Raw genomic sequence first — 16,894 nt, 5'->3', positions numbered from 1 at the left:
GAAGTTTTTGGCTTTTTAGTCTTCTTATAGAGAGAATAAAAAGTCTTTAAGAAAAGCCAGATATTCTCTGGGCAGTTGGTTGAGCAGCCAGAGAAAGGGGGTAGGGGCGGCTTGTGCCTTAATATTTTGGAAGCCTTTTTTTTGGGCCAAAAAGCGGGCGCGTTTTAGATGATAGTCGCTACTAATGATAATGCTTGGAGCTGTTTTTAGTTGGGGATACTTTTGGGCGGAGAAGTCTAAATTTTCTTGGGTGGAGGTAGATTGATCTTCTTGGAGGATGCGTTTTTGGGCTAGGCCTTTTTGGACCAAATAGTTTTGCATGGCTTGGGCTTCGCTTAGGGGTTCATCGGGGCCTTGGCCCCCAGATAAAATGAGTTTTGCTTGGGGGTAGATTTGGGCCAGTTCATAGGTTTTTTCTAGGCGGTAGCGCAATTGATTTTTGGGTTGGCCATCTTCTCGAACGCCAGCGCCGAGGACCAAAATATATTGGGGAGAAAAATTTTGATCTAAGGGTTGATAAACACCATTTATTAGCCAAAAGCTAAAGCCTAGCCAAGAGGCAAAGCCCAAAGCAAAGAGGAGGAAGTAGAGTTTGCCCCAATTGGGATGGGTCTTATACAAGCGTTTTCCCCAGCGGAGGGCCAAGAGCAAGAAGACTAAAAAAGCCAGGCCAAAGCTTTGGCCCAAAACAATAAAGAGGGGTATGGCGACTAGGCCAAGGATATCCCAGCGATCAAGAGGCATAAGGAAACAGATTTAGGAGGTGAGTCAGTTGGCCCAGCGCTGCGCAGCCGTGGCGCGAAGCGCCAGACCCAGGAGCGAAGCGACGCAGGGCCGAGCAGACTTGCGAGCGGCGAAGCATAGCGGCGGCCGACCTAGGCGGAGCCTAGCCGGCCGCGGGCCCAAAAAAAAGAAAAAGCTAGCACTAAAAATAGCACTAGCTTTTGAGAAAGGGAGCAAAGAACAAAAATTAGAGTAATTCTTTGACCTTAGCTTCTAGGGCGGGTCCACGGAGGCCGTCGGCATAGCGGAGCACGCCATTTCTATCGAGCAAAAAGGCTCTGGGGATAGAATTGATACCAAACTGGCGGGCGACGAGGCTGCTCCAGCCGCGCAATTCGCTCACATGGTAGGGCCAGCTGAGTTGATCTTGTTCGATAGCTTGTCTCCAGCGTTGGGCCTGTTGTTCCATTTGCATTTTGAGCATATCGCCTTTGTCTTTAAAGAAAGCCATTTTGCGGTCATCGAGACCATCTAGAGAGACGCTATAGACGGTAAAACCTTGATCTTTATATTTGTTATAGATGCGGACCAAATTGGGATTTTCGCGGCGGCAGGGGCCACACCAGCTAGCCCAGAAATCGACCAAAACGACCTTACCTTTGAGCGAAGATAGGGCAATTTGTTCGCCGGAGGGGTTAGGCAGTTTAATGTCGGGCATGGGATTACCGATACCAAAGGGTTGTTGTTGTTTCTTTTGGGCGGTAAGCATAATGCGGTTATTAAACTCGCGGGTATAGTTCCAGTTAGGGTAGACCTTAGTGAGTTGGTCGCGGACCTTTTCGTAGAGGGGCAAATAATTGTTAATATCGAGGCTTTCGACGACAAAAAGGTTGACTAAGACTTGCTCTTCGGTTTTATCTTCTAGGTATTTTGCACGTTCTTCTTGGCTAGCTTTGGCCAGGACGAGTTTATTGAGTTCGCTAGAGAAGGGGGAGCCTTCGATATTGATTTGGCTGAGCGCTTTTTCGTTGACAGTAGCCTCAATTTGGAGGTTTTCCTTACCTTCTAGGGCGAGCCAGATATATTGGGCATTAAATCGTAGGCGAAGGATATTGGGGTGGGCAAGATCGGCTTTTAGTTGGAACTGGCCATTTTCGTCAATTTCTACAGAGGAGAGGGATTCGACGCTATTGGTACCTCTTTGGTCCAGAAAAATTTTAGTTTTTGGGGCGATTCCGTTGATACGTCCAGAGATTTGGACGGGCAGGCCTTTTTTCTCTTCCTTTGGGGTTGTTGTTGTTTCATTTTCTATGTTTTGGGGGGTATTGGATTCTACCGCGGGGTTATTTTCGCTGCCACAGCTGGCCAGAAAGAGGGCGGCTGCGAGCAGGCTGCTATGCAAAAAGAGTTTGTACATAATTAGAGAAATGATTTAAGTAGAGGCTAAAAATAAGGCTAATTTATTTGGGAGAGTAGAGGTCTAGGGCTTCCTCCCAGAGGTCTAGGGGGAGGGCGGCAAATTGTTTTAGAAATTGTTTTTTATTGAGGGCTTTTTCATTTTTCGTCATTTTGTAGGCTAGTTCTTTGAGGACCTCATTTTGGAGTTTTGCTCGGACCAATTGGCCGGGTTGAGAGCGAAGATAGAGAATTAGTTGTTCTTGGAAGTAGTTTGGCAGGGGGCTATTTTTTTGGAGAAAGGTTTTTAATTCTTGGATAGTCCAATTTTGGTCGTACCAGCCTAATTCGGCGAGTAGTAGTTTAGTTTGCCAGATTTGTGCGAGCAGGATTGCTTTTTCTTCTGTTTTATTTTGGGGGTTAAGTTCGATTAGATTGGGGAAGGGCAGGGGGTTAAAAGGGGAGAGGATGAGGCTATCATTTTGGGGGAGTTCTTTTTCTAGTAGGGGGGCGAGGGGGAGTAGGCTTTGGGGCCAGCTATTTTTTGCGGATAATTTTTGCAGGCCAAGAATTTGGTCTTGGCGGACGAATGGGGGCAGAAATAGGGCGTTAATATCTTCTATGGGGAGTTTGGGCAGGCTATCGATTTGGCCTTTTTGTTTTTGGAGTTGATTCCAGTAGTTGGGAGATGGGCTAAGGCTATCGATTTGGGTCAATTGGGTATAGAGGCTATCTAGTTCTTCTTGAAAGACGGCAAAAAGGGCTGCTGTTTGGACCTCTTTGCCCATGAGGAGTTGGAGGCGGTTGTTGAAGTATTGTTTTTCTGATGGGCTAGCTTGTTGGCAGTTGGGGAGTTTTTCGAGGCAAGTTTGCAGGCTATCGGGGGCGGTTTGGCGCAGCCATTTTTTTTCTAGGGTCAAAAGGGCGATAGAATCTGGGGGGCAGTATTGGGGATTTTGTAAAAACTGGATAAGGGCGGGGCCTTGGCTCCTTTGGGCTTGGATATGTCGTTGGAGCAGTTGGATGCTCAGTTTTTCTTCGGCTTCTAGGGCCGAGATTTGCAGGCTATCTTGGCTATAATTGGCGGCCCAGCGGAGGAATTGGGGGCTGAGTCTATTGTTTTGCAGACTATCTTTATAGTGTTGCATAAACGTTTGGGCGGCGGCTCTTTGGGCCTTATTTTCTTGTCCCCAATACTGAGAAGAGAACCAGCTTTCTTGTTCTCTAGAGCCATAGAACTGCAAAAAAATCCAAAATCCGAGGCCTAGCAGGGCCAAAATAGGAAGTATGCGAAGCAGTATTTTGAGAAAGTTGCGCATGCTAAAAACGTTTTGATGGGGAATGGGCGATACATCAGCTAGACAAAAAAAGGGGGGCTCTTGTTTGGGGGGGGGCGAAATTCGGGTTTAGGGACAAAAAAAGCCCCGAGAACGGGGCTTAGCGCTTATTATGAATACAATCAATCTTAAAACCTAGACAATGAGGCCAGCAAGAAGGGTAAGCAGCATGAGCAGGCCGCCTAGCGTCCAAGTTACCTTTACTAGGATGTCTCCTGATCTAGAGGCGCCCATAATTTTTTGGGCTTCTTGAGTACCACCAAATGCCGAGTTAAGTCCTCCTCCTTTGGGGTTTTGGACCATAACAACGAGAATGAGTAGTAGGGCGATCAGGGCGATGAGGATAGTGAGCAGTGTCATAATTTATATCTTACTATTAGTAGGCTTCTAATGGAGGGACTCGCTAGATTTAGATAGAGAGTTCTTTAATCTTCTCGGCAAAGAAAAGACTTTTTTTAGGAAATTTCAAACTTAGGCGCTGGTACATTGCAATTGCCTCCGCTTTTTTTCCTTGCTGGGCCAAAATTTCGGCTAAGCGTTCAGAGGCCAACTGATTATCGGCTAAGATACTTTGCTGTATATCTTCTTCGAGTTGCTCAGAAGCGTTCTTTTTTTTCTGTTTGCGGTTGGCTCTAAGGTCGATCAGCTTTTGGTCAATTTTATCCAAAAACTCTTGGGTATCGTCTTGCTCTTGGGCGGCTTGTTCTAGGCCTTTGGGCGGGCTGCTTTGCTCCTCGCCAGTAATGATATAGCCATCTGCGGGTTGTTGGTCCTCCTCTTGGAGTTGATCGAGCAGGGCTTTTAATTTTGGAAATCTCAAGAACTTAAAACGTTTTTTGCGGTCTGGAATTGGAATTTCGCCTATGGGTTCATCTTGGGGCAGGGGTTCGCCTTGGGCGGCTGCATTTTCTTGCAAAAACCGCTCTAGCAGGGATTGCCCTTGCCTTGGATGGATATTGTTTTGGGGCTCCTTTTTGGAGGGGCCTTCTACATACTCTCTCATAGGCTGTGCTTGCTCTGCAATTTTAGGCCTTTTGTTAAAAGTTTGCTGCGCAATCCTTTAACTTTTGGATCATAAAAGGCAAAAATTTGCTGTTGTCTGTAATAATTTCGGCCTTGGTTTTGGCCCAACTTAATAAGGAGCAGGGCACGAATGAGGCTGCAGCTAGGGTAGTGAAGCAAGAGTTGCTCCAGTTGTTCATAGCTACAACTTCTTAGGGCCTCGGGCTCTTCTATCAGTTGTTGGAGTTGTTCGGCAGTCATGTTTTTCTGTTTTGGGAAGTAAATAGTAGGTAAAAACAAATCTGCTTGGCGACTTCAAGATGGTAAATTTACAAAATAAACTTTTTGCGGACAAATTGCATTTTCCCCATTTCTTATTTGTAGGTAATTTGCCTAAGCAGAGCCAAAACAAAAAAAAAGCAACTCCTAAAAAAAGGAGTTGCCTAGTTGTTTCTATCAGTTGGACAGGCCAACTATATTAGAAGGTGTTGTCGTCTAGTAGTCATAACCACCACGGCCACCACGATCGTAACCACCGCCGCTGCGGCCACCACGGTCGTAACCACCGCCGCTACGTCCGCCACGGTCGTAACCGCCACGTCCGCCACCGCGGTTGTTGTTACGAGGACGCTCCTCACGGGGACGAGCTTTCTTAACAACGATAGTGCGCTCATGGAATTCGGTTTCGTTCAAAGCGTCGATAGCTGCCTGGCCATCCTCTTCGTCAGGCATTTCAACAAAGCCAAACCCTTTTGAGCGGTCCGTTTCACGGTCCATAATGATTTTAGCAGAGTCCACAGTACCAAACTGAGCGAACAGCTCTTCTAGCTCTTCAGAAGTAGTTCTGAAGTTCAACTTCGCTACGAAAATGTTCATAGAAAAAATATTAAATAGAATGAATAAAATGTAATGTAAGAGCTTTGCGGCCTAGGGCCCAAGACCAAAACAGGGGAGATAACAACAAAAGAAAAAAGGCACTCACAAAAGCTAATACAACACTTATTACAACCTAATTTTTACCTTATCGTAGCTTACCAGTTTGCCGGTCAAAGCAAAAGCGTACCCACAAGATAGGCTTTTATTTTTGGTCTGTCCAACTTTTTGCGCTTTCTTTTTGTAAACAAACAAAGTAAGTCATACAATCCGCCCAATCGGCCTGCTCTTGTACTATGTTTTGCGCTTCGTCAAATGCGGGCCCAGTTTGTAATTTACTGATTTTGAGTGGTATATTTTCTAGTAGTAGCTCAAAATCCGCAGGGGTATAACAACGCAAAGATTGTTGATAAACTTCTTTCGGACTATTTTTCAACCACCATTTATCAAGCAAACGACAATTGATGGGGTCAAATTCATGCCGGCGGATGCCCAACTCAAAATCATATTCTTGCCCCCAGGCTTGGCCCGACCAATACCAACTCGCACCAACTTCTATTACAATTAAGCCATCGGGCGCTAGCCAATGATGCATTTTTTTGAGCAACTCTTTTTGCTCCAAATCGCTGCCAATGCCAAAGCTATCAAAATAACAAATGAGGTCGTATTGCTTTTCTGGCCCTTCCCAATCATAAAAATCGGCCTGAATGATATTTAGGCGTTGAGGAGCATGTTGTTCTGCCAATTTTTTGGCCCAATTGGCAGAGCTTTCCAAAAGTTCTACCATATCTACCTCATGACCCAATTGGGCAATGGCCAAAGCGGTTTGTCCACCACCACCACCTAGTTCAAGGACCTTTTTTTTACCATTAAGTTCTGCCAAGTCTTGCAAACGTTGGGCTCTTCGATGATCTTCTTCTGTAACCGGACCCAAATAAACGCCCAGCCAATCATTCTGCTTTTTATAAAATTCGGCTACCCAATCTCGCATATTATAATTTGACCGTTTTTATGACTAATCCTTTTTCTGCATCTAGCTGATAGACTTGTAGCTCGCGGCTGCGCACATCAATTCGCCAATCTACTTTTGCCGCAGTACTGAGCAAGAGCTGATGCTTTTGGCCCAAACTATCAAGCAACCAAAAGCGTCTTTGCTCTTCCGCTCGACTCCAAACCAAAATTTGGCCCTCCAAAAAATCTTTGTGCATAAAATTGTAGTCATTTAATATATGCTGCTGATAAGCATAACCATTAAATCGCCAAGAACGCTCATCAGAAAAATCTAAATGCTGAATCAAAAAGCCTTCGGCATATTCTCCCTCGGCCAAATCCAATTGGCCCAAAAGATCATATTGTTGCCCCTTCTCTTTATTATGTATCCAAAGCTGAGGCAAGCTTTCCGAAACTGCCGCTTTTTTAGACAAGATGCTTTTGTTCTTGCCTACGGCTTGCTCCTGCCAATAAATGTAGTTGATGAGCTCATAGCCCGTAAAGTAGTTGCAAATTTTATGTATACTCAATTTTTTAGAGGGCTGCATAGTTGTTTTTTAAATTAAATCCTGAAAAGAAAGGGTTTTGACCAAACTGCTGTCTGGCGCATAGCCCATCGTAGCCTCATCCCGATGATAGAAGCATTCTATATCTACTTCTCCCGATCGAAGGGCTTTGATTTTTAAAATATCCGCTAGCTTTTCTAAAGCTTTAGGATCTTCTACAATGCGGTAGCTGCCATCGGGCTGAGAAACAAAAAAAAGCGAGATGCTCGCATAACGCAGGGCATTTCCACCATCGCATTGCAAATAAGGCACATTTAAGGCGGCATCTTCTTGCCCATCGGCATTCATATCGCCTTTTATAAATTTGGCCTCCAATTCTGCCGCCAGCGGCAAACCAATTCCTGGTCCTTTATAATCATCGGCCAAGGTGATTTCTGGCGTACAGTTTTTTTCTGACTCATATTTTTTAGCAGAAATTTGAAGCGAGCGCCAACCCGCATATAATTCCTTAAACGGAATTTTTTCTGCTTGTTTTTTGGGCGTTTCTTTTTGTTGTACTTCTTGTTTTTTACTGCTTTTTTCTGCTTGCTTTTCGGGGCTACAAGCGCCAAGACTTAGGGCCAAAAGACCAATGGCCAAAACTTTAGGGTTTAGCATAAGGGTTTTATTTTAATAATTTAAATAATCCGGCTTCATATTTAAATTGCTTTCGCTCTTCCAAAGAAGGGCAGCAAAGTGGATCTTCTTGCGCAAAATCTCCATAATACATCTGTAAGCGCCCATCGGCAAAGAGGCTGTCTATGCGTTCTACCGATGCTCCTTTGCGCAAAATGCTAGGATCGTCTAAAACGGCAAAATCTCCTTGGCCATCAGATAAAAAGACTAAAAGATGTACGGCGGTCGCCTGACTTTTTCCGCCATCGCATTGCAAAAGCGGCACATTGGCCACCGCATCCATAATTCCATCGCCATTGATATCGGCTTGCATCCAGTTCGGAATTTCATCGGGTAGGCCCGTATTGCAGCCCTCTTTGCCTGCCTCAATATTTTTCATCCAAGTTTCTGGATTACAATCGGCTTCTGGACAAGCTTTTCCGGCTGCAAATTGCGCTTCCATCCATTTTCGGTACTTTTCGTCTATGCCTTTTTGTTTTTTGGGCTGCTCTTGCTGGCTACTGTCGGCACTTTCTTGTTTTACGGGCGTCGCTTTGGCTGGCTTTTTTTCTTGGCAGCCGCCCAAAAAGCTAGCAAAACAGAGGGAGAGTAAAAATAAACTGCTTTTTTTCATGAGGATTTTTTTTGTGATGGGAATTTTTTGGGGCCCGCGGCCGGCTTTGCTGGCCGCCGCTAAATTCATGAGGGTTTCAACCCTCATCTATAGGTTATCGCAAAGCGATACCATTTTGCGGTGGGTTTTAACCTACCGTAAAAACCGCCTGGCCAATTTTCTTAGCAAATCGGTCTCGCATTTCAATTTAACCATTTTTTTGAGGCCTTTTTTCTGTTCGACTATAATTTTCTCCTTTTTTTCTGCACCCAAAAAAAATCCCTCCACTTTTTTGGACCAAAGAAAAAAAGCGGTAGAAAAATCAGAAAGATTTTTCTACCGCTTGCTAATTGAAAGCCGCTAATTGAAAGGGCCTTTTGCGGCCGAAGCGCAGGGCATTTATTCGGCCTAGCGATGTGCAGCAGGGCGGCGCAGCCGCAGACCGAGTAAAAAACTTGTTTTTTGCGCAGGGCCGAGCGAACAGCGAGCTGCGAAACGTAGCGCCGCAAGGCAAAGCCGCAGCGGAGGCCCCAAAAAAATAAAAAACTGCATCTAGATAGAAAAGAAAAAAATGAAGCAACTTTATCTTAGTTTATTGATCTCTCTATTTTTTACGCCCTTGCTGAAAGGACAAGCCGCTAGAATCTATGCGCAAACAGACCGAAGTATTTATCGGGCAGGGGATATTCTTTGGTTTTCTGTTTATGCCCAAGCCGATGGGGAAGCTTTGGCCGACAGCAGTGTTTTTTATGCAGAAATTTATACCCCCAATGAAAAGCTGTTGAAAAAAAAGCGCTTCCTTTTGCAAGCAGGAAGAGGCGAAGGCGATTTTAGTTGGCCATTATTTGCGACAGCTGGCGCATATCGCTTGAGAATTTTTATGGATGTAGATAGCGCTGCCCTTTTTGAGAAAACAATTTGGCTTTATGATCCAGCCCTAGTACAAAAGTTAGGGACAGAAAAAAAAGCAAAAACTACATTAGAAAATTTGCAGCAAGAGGCCAAAATAGAGGCCCAAAAAATAGAGTCGAGTAAAATGCCCTTAGCCATAAATGTAGATTTGAATTTGGCCGCAAAAAAACATAAAACTCGACAAAAGGAGGTTTTGGGCATTCAATTTAAAGATGCAGAGGGAAAACCCCTATCTGCCGATTTTTCGGTTGCGGTGCATTTGGCCAGTCTAAAAGATTGGAATAACCCCAATATCATTCAATATTTTTTAGGCGAAAATCAAACAGAAAAAATAGAGAAAGGCGTTTGGACCGTCTTAAATGGCAGTTTTTATTGGGCCTGGCCCAATCTGCCTTTGGCCAAAAGAAAATTGAGTGTTTTTGATGCGGAAACCGATGAGCTATTGGATAAAATTCAAACAGATGAAGAGGGGGATTTTTCTTTTCCACTCAAAAAAGCTAGAAAAATTCGCTTAGTCGGGCGCTATCATGGATTTAAAGAACAAAGAATAATTGATCTACGACCCAGTAGGCCAGAGCAGAAACAAGAGGTTGTTTTTCGCAGAGAAAAATGGATAGATAGTTTGGCCTTGGCCCAAAAAAAACAAGCCCTAAAAGATAGTTTATCTGGGGATGATGTTGGATTATACCTTCGCTGTTTGGGGAATGATTTTTTGCCTCTGCCAGGAGTCGCCCTAATTGTTCGCCAGAATACCGAACTAATAGATACTTTTTTGACCAATGCCGATGGGGAGTTGCTTTTGTTAGGACTAAAAGAAGGCGATTACTACATTCGTACTTATTATCCAGAAACGGGCAATGTATTGTATTCCTATTGCTTAGCTAGTATTTTGGCTGGAGAAGTTTATCAAAAAGATTTTTTGCCTCATGATTTAGTCTTGGAAGAGGAAGATTTGCGTATTGCTTCAGACTATCCTTTAGAAAGAGATAGTGTAGTGCTGCCTTTTTATTTTGAGCAGGATAGTTTGCCCCTCGATTTTCAAAATTTAGGGAGTCGACTTAGTTTTCGGGCCTTGTTAGAAAATAAAGGCCTAGCAGAGGCATACTTTGCCTTGGTTTCTTCGGCAGATCTTTCTCGATCAAGGGATGTGTATGTAGAAGGGATTTCGGTAATCAGGGAAAAAAAGCTGGAGAAGCAGCCTTTGTTTAAAATGGACCAAAATATTGGGCAGGGGAGAAAACAACAGAAAAACAAACTTATGATTTTTTACAACTCAGAAAGTTTTGTTGATTTGGATAGTAGCCGCCAATTTTTTGTGGCCGATTATGCGGCCTATCATCAGGAAAAGCGTAAAAATGAAGGCCTTGTTATTCCGAGAGGGAATTTAAGTCCCACTCTTTTCTGGCAAGCTGCATTAAGCAGCGATGAAAAAGGAGAAGCAGAAATTAGCTACTATAATAATGAGCAAAAAGGATTGTTCTTGATCGAAATAGAAGGATTTTGCGCTGGCCAGCCTTTTCGAGCTGTTTTGCCTTATTGGGTAAATTAAGGCCAGCTTTTTCAAACAAAAAAAATTCCCTCCACTTTTTTGGACCAAAGAAAAAAGCGGTAGAAAAATCTTTTTGATTTTTCTACCGCTTGCTAATTGAAAGCCGCTAATTGAAAGGGCCTTTTGCGGCCAAAGAAAAAAGCCAAACTTAAAAAAGCTTGGCTTTGCGGGCTCCTATAAAAAAAAGAAGAAATTATAGATAAGATGCAGCGGCAGTGGCTGTTGTTTTTTGCATTTGGTAGCGGCCAAACAAAGAACGAGCTTCAATGGGCGAGTTTAGTTCTAGGCAGCGCAATTCTTTGGAGTGAAAAATATGTTGCCCTTCCGTTTGCCAGTTAATATCGAGGCGGCTATCTTCTAGTTCTAAACTTTGGCGAAGATTGCGCAATTCTTCAGACCAAGGGAGGTCTTGGCTCCAACTAACAACAAAAAGAGGTGCGGCTCCAATAAAAGCAGAATGTCTGCTCAGTTGTTGTAATTTTTTTGAATTGAGCGGCTCTTGTTTGTTTTGAGGCAAACAAAGCAAGCGAATTTGCGCCTGCGTATCAATAAGTAGGGGCGCAAAGGTCCAGTTGCTAGAGTCTATAATTAAAGGGCGTTGGCTGTAGACCCAAGAGTTTTTAGTCTCCAACTCATATTTATGGCTATATTTCTTTTCAATTTCGGCTAAGCAAGCATCTGCGCTCTGATCAGCCTGCAGGTAAATTAAATCGGCTTGCAAATGACTGAGCTGATCTAATAAAACCGTTTTTTCTTCGGGCAAAACCGCTTTGAGGTCCAATTGTAAAAGTTGAAAAACGGGTTGTTGCTGTTGGGCCGAAGCATAATAAAAACTGTCGCTGCTGCCTTTGAGAAAATAACAAAAACTCATGCAAGCCAACCAAGATTGTAACATGAGGTAGGGCCGCTTGAGAAAAAGAAAAATTCCGCCAACTAAAAAAAGACCAAACATAATGCTTAGACTCTCGGCGGCAATTTTTTGGGCAAAGGCAGAATCGCCGGGAAAATAACTGATGTAGAGTAAACTCATCATCGCGCCCAAGTAAACGAGCTGCAGAAAAGGCTGCTTGATGCTCAAATTCATAGTAGTAGTGTATTTTTTGCTGATAAACTACTTTAGTGCGAAAAAAGCGCCAAAATAGTGGGGGAAGAAAAATCTTAGAGACTTAACTTTTACTTGCTCCGCAAAGAAACGGAAGAAAAACCTTAAATGTGACGCATTTTTTTTCCTTCGGTCACAATTAGCAATTCCTTAATGCACTGATTTAAAACTAACTTGCCCAGCGGACTACTTTTCTAACGGCTAGAGCAAAGGCTTTATTTTAAGGAATCTATATCGAAGTCGCCACTGCTTTTTGGTATCTTGCGGCAAACAGCTATAAAAATCATGTCCGCTCGTATTTATTTTGCTTCAGATATTCATTTGGGAGTAGCCAATTCGGCAGAAAGAGAAAAACAGTTTGTGCGTTGGTTGCAAACTATTTTAGCCGATGAAGAGGCCGAAGCCCTTTATTTGGTCGGTGATATTTTTGACTTTTGGTTTGAGTACAAAACGGTGGTGCCCAAAGGTTTTTTGAGAAGTTTGGGGCTTTTGGCGCAATTGGCCGATCGGGGCCTAGATTTACATTTTTTCACGGGTAATCATGATGTCTGGATGTTTGATTACTTTGAAAAAGAGTTGGGCGCAAAAATTCATCGCGATCCGATTCAAGTTTGTTTGCAGGGCCAAAACTTTTTGATTGGGCATGGCGATGGCTTGGGGCCAGGCGATCATGGCTACAAATTCATCAAGAAAATTTTTAGAAATTCTTTTTGCCAGTGGTTGTTTCGTTGGTTGCATCCAGATATTGGAGCGGCTCTGGCGCAATTTTTTTCGCATTCTAGTCGAGCCGCCCAAGATGGTCCCCAAAATTTTTTAGGCAGCGAAAAAGAGTGGTTAATTTTATATTGCCAGCGAAAAAAAGAGCGTTGCCCAGCAGTTAAGTTTTTTATGTTTGGCCATCGACATTTGGCACAAGACCTGCGCTTAGATGAAAGCGGTCGCCGTTATATTAACTTGGGCGACTGGTTTTCGCAGCCCACTTTTGCTCGTTTAGAAGATGGAAAGTTGCGTTTGCATTATTTTGAACATCCGGAGGGCTTGGATATTTTAGCTGAACAAAATTTGGCCGAGCTTCCGACTTAATCTTTTTTTATGCGCCATTTTTTTCTGCTCTTCTTTTTTTTCCTCTCTTTTTGGGCTCAGGGCCAAGAATTACTTTGGAGCATTCCGCAAAAAAGTAGTTTGATTCGCCTCGATCATCTGCAACAACTATATATAGTATCGGCGGACGGCAAAAAAATCGACAAATACGATGGCGAGGGCCAAAAGTTATACAGTTTTAGCCAAAACAATCGGGGCACAATAGAGGAATTGGATGTGAGTAATCCCTTTCAGCCCCTCATTTTCTTTTCCGATTTTCAAGAAGTTTTATTGTTGGACCGCAGATTGGGCCAAATGCAAAGTTTAGATCTCAATGATTGGGATTTATTGCAGGTGGATGCGCTTTCGGGCAGTTCGGACCAAAAAATTTGGTTGTTCGATGCGATTGACTTCCAACTCAAAAAAATGAGTCCCGATGGCCAAGTTTTAATCGAAACGGCCGAATTATGGTCCATTTTGCGAGATGATTTTTTGCCTACTCGTCTTTGGGAGAGCCAAGATAAATTAGCACTTTGGGAAGAGGGCAATGCTTTATACCTCTTCGATTTATTCGGCAATTTTTTGCGCAAAATTCCTTTGCCCGATGCGCGCAGCCTACAACTCACGGGCCCTTATTTATCTTGGTTGGATCATCAGCAGCATTGGCAGCGCATTCATCTTCAAAGTTTTCAGCAGCGAAAAATTGATTTAAAAAAGTCGGGCATTCCCACCCAGGGCCTCAAAGCCTTGCGTTATCAGGCCTACCGTTTATATTTGGCCTACGAAAATGAAATACGGGTATATCGTTGGGAGGAATAATTTTTTTATTTTTTGGGGCAGTCCCTGCGGCCTACGGCCTTGGGTCGCTATGCTTCAGGGCTCGCAGGTCTGCTCGGCCCTGCGTTTTTTTCGCTACGCTCAAAAAACTTGGTCTGGCCTTCGGCCACCCTTTCGCAGCGCTCAGCCCATTGTTGCCTGGCCTTCGGCTTTTGCTTTAATGGGGTTAGAAAATGGCGCTATTTTTCTTTTTGGATAAAAAATAAAATTTTTCTGTCTCATAATCAGGAGACTATATTTTGCGGTTAATTTTTTTGCGGATAAAATTTGTTTTTCTGCCTATAGATGTCCTATATTTGTGTCGCTGACAAAGCAAACGGCTGGTTTCGTAGCTCAGCTGGTAGAGCATCGGACTGAAAATCCGTGTGTCGGCGGTTCGAGTCCGCCCGAAACCACTTCAAAACCTCTAAGTTTAGGCTTAGAGGTTTTTTTTGTGCAAAAAATGCAGCGGCCTTTCAATTAGCGGCTTTCAAATAGGGAAGGGCAGCAAAAACTAAATGTTTTTGCTGCCCTTTTTTTGTGGGTGCGGTAGAGCGGTGGATTAAATAATATGGATGAGTTTAATCCTCTGTTTCAGCGTACCAGATGTCATTATTCACTAAAACAAGTTTGCAAGCTTTGTTTTGGATGTATTTTTCTACGGTTTTGATTAAGTGCTTAGATTGTTTCTTCATGTAGAGGTTCCAAAAAATAACGACATAGTACTGCTCCTCATTTTTTAAAGGGTAAGGAGAAAGTAAGTGTTCTAAGCCTTGGGTACAACTTTTTGCATCAACATCAGAACGGGGAGGGAAATTAGCTAGCTTTCCTTTTGCGGACCAATTTAGTTTTGTTAATCCTGGCGATGCATAGCAATTGATATGCGTAGCAAGATGTTGAAAATTTGCATCTAAATAATGGACCTGTAGCGGCTGAAATAAATTTTTGACCAATGTTGAGTCGCTACAACTGTCTATAGCATAGTAGTAGATGCTGTATAGTGAATCTTTAAGAATTAGAGATTCATCTGCATCAAATTCCTTAACAAATTCTGCTATGCTTTTATCGTCAAAAGGCCTCTGTTTGATCCCATATAAAATAGTACAAGAAGAGTTTAGAATGCTTAGGCTAATTATTAGGAGTGCGAAGTATTTGCTCATAGTGGTAGCTTAAAGCTGCGCTTAGTTTTTTCTTTAACTCTTTTTCTGTATCTTTCATTTGGGGTAAAGATAAATATTAACTTTTTAATGGCGCTTTTTTTGTCCTGTGGTTAAGTTTTTTAGAAAAAATTCTTGTCCTTAAACTGCCGAAGAAAAAAGATAGACTGAAAAAAAACAAGATGAGCGGCTGAGGGATGGAAACTGGGGCGGCGCAGCCGCAGACCAAAGTTTTTGAGCGTAGCGAAAAAACTGCAGGGCCGAGCAGACCTGCGAGCCAGTGCACAGCCCGACCTGAACGAAGTGAAGGGCAGCCCCAAAAAAAACAGATCAAAAAAAATCAATAAAATTCTACCTCATTGAGTTGGAGCGGGGCAAAAAAAGTCGGCAGAAAAACAATAGCGTTTTTCTGCCGACTTTTTTGTTTGTGGACAAAGCAATTTATGAGGCTTTGATTAGAGAATCGTATAAGCCTGAATTTTTAAGTTGTTTTAGCGCTAGCTGAATATAGCGTTCATTAGAAAAGTGTTTAGTTTTTCGGCTGCTCCAATTGTGTAAGGCTTCTTTGACTTTTTCTAAATCGGTACTTTGTTGTTCCTGACAGATATAATCAATGGTGGAAAGCAGTTCTAAGCCAAAAGGGGAATAGAATCCAGATAAAAAATTACTGGTTTTATCTACAATAGCTTTATATTTTTTGTGTTCGGGTTTATTAAGGTAAGCCAAGACAGTAGCTTCTGCATCCATAATCAGTTCAATTTCTTCAAAGGGTTTTTTGTCTTTGCTGTAATAGCCTTTAAGATAACTACCATTTAAGTAATGTAGAACATGATTTACTTTTCCTGAATAAGGGCCGTAAAAATAGGGCTTGTAGATTAAGTTTTTGAATGCTTCTTGGCCGCCTAGCCGCTGTAAAAAATAGGCTACTTTTTCTCCTGCAAATTCAGATACAAATTCTCCTTCTTTAATCAAATCGTAGAAAATAGCGAGCAGCATAGCTCTTGCAGGCGTAAGTTTAACTTTCTCTGCTTTTATTTTTTCAGGGAGTTTATAATTGGGTTGGTACAAATATATTGTGCAGTCTAAGTTACCTAAGGCTGCAAAAATCATTTTTCTTACTTTGGACCAATCTAAACCACCATTACCAGCACCCAATGAAGGAATGGCAATAGATTTTATATGTTGAGTTTCTATTAGCTTTTTTAGGTCGGCTAAGCCCTCTTGAATATATTGATATTCGGAAGGTTTTTTCCAAGTTGTTTTTGTTGGGAAGTTGATGATAATTTTGGAATCGGCCAGCAAGTTTTGTTCTGTTGTCATAAACATTTTGCCAGGTACTACTTTGCCTTCTTGGCAGGCCTTTTTATACAACTTAAAGTTATTGGGAAATTTCTTTTTGAATTGCAGAGCTATACCTTTTCCCATAACGCCCACCGTATTTACGGTATTGACTAGTGCTTCTGCTGGACTATTGAGCAGATCGCCTGTAATTTCTTTTATCATAGTACTATATTTTTATTTCAAATAAAAAATAGTGTAAGTTGTCTTCTTGAGCGTTGTTGTCTAAAAGTAACGTTCTGGAGAGATATGCACCTTTTGTTCAGGGATATTTTGGTCAATCAATTGTGCTTTAGCTTGCTCATCATAGACAATATATCCCAGGATTAAATTTATAGGTATATCATTGAGCACTAAAAATTCGGCCTCTTTTCTTCTCTTTAAATCCAAATCATTGGGATCATTCCAATAGGAAGTTTTAATCGCATTTTGATCTAGAATATCATTGATATTAGGGATATCATCTTCTCCAAAAAATTCAGAAACCTCACTTACCGCATGGCCATTTGTAAATACAAAAGAGAGTTGAGCATCTAGAATTTTTTGTATGTTGCTTACAAGGTAAACAATATTTGAGGGATTTAGTGCAGGGACGCCATAGCCTTTTTGAATAACGTAGAGCATAGGCATTCTAGGACCAAAATAAAAAGGGATATAATCTGATAAAGGTTTATTATGGATTGGATCAAAGATTTTTCGTCTTTTTTCAATAATAGCTCCATTGCCAATAGGACTATAGTTAGGATTGGCATAGTCGGACTCGGCATGAGTAATTCCATGATTTAAAATATGAGTTATATTATTGATATGAACCATCCTGAATAAGTAACTATTATTATCCATCTGT

18 protein-coding genes and 1 tRNA gene are annotated in these 16,894 nt (G+C 42.4%); 4 read left to right on the top strand and 15 right to left on the bottom strand.

Annotated elements, in window-relative coordinates:
- Positions 1–24 precede the first annotated feature (24 nt).
- The 11 genes from OP864_RS03030 to OP864_RS02980 form a co-directional block, all read right to left on the bottom strand.
- Positions 25–744 carry a YdcF family protein gene (locus tag OP864_RS03030; protein WP_270099819.1) on the bottom strand — a complete coding sequence of 240 codons (720 nt, stop codon included), beginning with the start codon at positions 742–744 and terminating at the stop codon, positions 25–27.
- A gap of 226 nt (positions 745–970) precedes the next feature.
- The gene (locus tag OP864_RS03025) at positions 971–2,140 is read right to left on the bottom strand and encodes a TlpA family protein disulfide reductase (protein ID WP_270099818.1); all 1,170 of its coding nucleotides are present in this window, start codon (positions 2,138–2,140) and stop codon (positions 971–973) included.
- A gap of 43 nt (positions 2,141–2,183) precedes the next feature.
- Positions 2,184–3,437 carry a hypothetical protein gene (locus OP864_RS03020; protein WP_270099817.1) on the bottom strand — a complete coding sequence of 418 codons (1,254 nt, stop codon included), beginning with the start codon at positions 3,435–3,437 and terminating at the stop codon, positions 2,184–2,186.
- Between the two features lie 153 nt (positions 3,438–3,590).
- On the bottom strand, positions 3,591–3,815 hold the full coding sequence (gene secG / locus OP864_RS03015; protein ID WP_015691214.1) for a preprotein translocase subunit SecG: 225 nt from the start codon (positions 3,813–3,815) through the stop codon (positions 3,591–3,593).
- Positions 3,816–3,864: 49 nt separating this feature from the next.
- Entirely contained in the window at positions 3,865–4,458 is a 594-nt protein-coding gene (locus tag OP864_RS03010) for a hypothetical protein (protein ID WP_270099816.1), read from the bottom strand.
- Complete coding sequence (locus OP864_RS03005) at positions 4,455–4,718, bottom strand: DUF8458 domain-containing protein (RefSeq protein ID WP_015691212.1); 264 nt, start codon at positions 4,716–4,718, stop codon at positions 4,455–4,457. The genes OP864_RS03010 and OP864_RS03005 overlap by 4 nt, the downstream gene beginning before the upstream one ends.
- Before the next feature lie 234 nt (positions 4,719–4,952).
- Positions 4,953–5,333, bottom strand: a complete 381-nt coding sequence (gene rbp / locus OP864_RS03000) for an RNA-binding regulator (RefSeq protein ID WP_270099815.1) — start codon at positions 5,331–5,333, stop codon at positions 4,953–4,955.
- 202 nt (positions 5,334–5,535) lie between these two features.
- The gene (locus tag OP864_RS02995) at positions 5,536–6,321 is read right to left on the bottom strand and encodes a class I SAM-dependent methyltransferase (RefSeq protein ID WP_270099814.1); all 786 of its coding nucleotides are present in this window, start codon (positions 6,319–6,321) and stop codon (positions 5,536–5,538) included.
- 1 nt (position 6,322) lies between these two features.
- Complete coding sequence (locus tag OP864_RS02990; RefSeq protein ID WP_270099813.1) at positions 6,323–6,868, bottom strand: hypothetical protein; 546 nt, start codon at positions 6,866–6,868, stop codon at positions 6,323–6,325.
- A gap of 9 nt (positions 6,869–6,877) precedes the next feature.
- On the bottom strand, positions 6,878–7,483 hold the full coding sequence (locus OP864_RS02985) for a hypothetical protein (protein WP_270099812.1): 606 nt from the start codon (positions 7,481–7,483) through the stop codon (positions 6,878–6,880).
- A gap of 7 nt (positions 7,484–7,490) precedes the next feature.
- Positions 7,491–8,114 carry a hypothetical protein gene (locus OP864_RS02980; RefSeq protein WP_270099811.1) on the bottom strand — a complete coding sequence of 208 codons (624 nt, stop codon included), beginning with the start codon at positions 8,112–8,114 and terminating at the stop codon, positions 7,491–7,493.
- 550 nt (positions 8,115–8,664) lie between these two features.
- Here OP864_RS02980 and OP864_RS02975 point away from each other — a divergent pair.
- Entirely contained in the window at positions 8,665–10,554 is a 1,890-nt protein-coding gene (locus OP864_RS02975; RefSeq protein ID WP_270099810.1) for an MG2 domain-containing protein, read from the top strand.
- A 193-nt stretch (positions 10,555–10,747) separates the two neighbouring features.
- Here the strand turns inward: OP864_RS02975 and OP864_RS02970 are convergent, their stop codons facing one another.
- Entirely contained in the window at positions 10,748–11,638 is an 891-nt protein-coding gene (locus tag OP864_RS02970) for a hypothetical protein (protein ID WP_270099809.1), read from the bottom strand.
- Between the two features lie 303 nt (positions 11,639–11,941).
- Between OP864_RS02970 and OP864_RS02965 the strand changes: the two genes are divergently transcribed.
- The 3 genes from OP864_RS02965 to OP864_RS02955 all read left to right on the top strand — a co-directional run bounded on the left by OP864_RS02965 (position 11,942) and on the right by OP864_RS02955 (position 13,968).
- Positions 11,942–12,739, top strand: a complete 798-nt coding sequence (locus OP864_RS02965) for a UDP-2,3-diacylglucosamine diphosphatase (protein WP_270099808.1) — start codon at positions 11,942–11,944, stop codon at positions 12,737–12,739.
- A 9-nt stretch (positions 12,740–12,748) separates the two neighbouring features.
- On the top strand, positions 12,749–13,555 hold the full coding sequence (locus OP864_RS02960) for a hypothetical protein (protein ID WP_270099807.1): 807 nt from the start codon (positions 12,749–12,751) through the stop codon (positions 13,553–13,555).
- Between the two features lie 340 nt (positions 13,556–13,895).
- Positions 13,896–13,968: transfer RNA gene (locus OP864_RS02955), tRNA-Phe, on the top strand.
- Between the two features lie 165 nt (positions 13,969–14,133).
- Here OP864_RS02955 and OP864_RS02950 read toward each other — a convergent pair.
- From OP864_RS02950 to darT, 3 genes are all read right to left on the bottom strand, one after another.
- Complete coding sequence (locus OP864_RS02950; RefSeq protein ID WP_156001936.1) at positions 14,134–14,712, bottom strand: hypothetical protein; 579 nt, start codon at positions 14,710–14,712, stop codon at positions 14,134–14,136.
- Positions 14,713–15,150: 438 nt separating this feature from the next.
- Positions 15,151–16,212, bottom strand: coding sequence for a type II toxin-antitoxin system antitoxin DNA ADP-ribosyl glycohydrolase DarG (darG, locus tag OP864_RS02945; protein WP_270099806.1), 1,062 nt, complete (start codon positions 16,210–16,212; stop codon positions 15,151–15,153).
- A gap of 60 nt (positions 16,213–16,272) precedes the next feature.
- Complete coding sequence (darT, locus tag OP864_RS02940) at positions 16,273–16,890, bottom strand: type II toxin-antitoxin system toxin DNA ADP-ribosyl transferase DarT (RefSeq protein WP_270099805.1); 618 nt, start codon at positions 16,888–16,890, stop codon at positions 16,273–16,275.
- Between the last annotated feature and the right edge of the window lie 4 nt (positions 16,891–16,894).

The organism is Saprospira grandis, from assembly GCF_027594745.1.
Lineage (GTDB): Bacteria > Bacteroidota > Bacteroidia > Chitinophagales > Saprospiraceae > Saprospira > Saprospira grandis.
The sequence above is the reverse complement of the archived record's forward strand: the minus strand, read 5'-3'. Positions and strand labels throughout refer to the sequence as shown.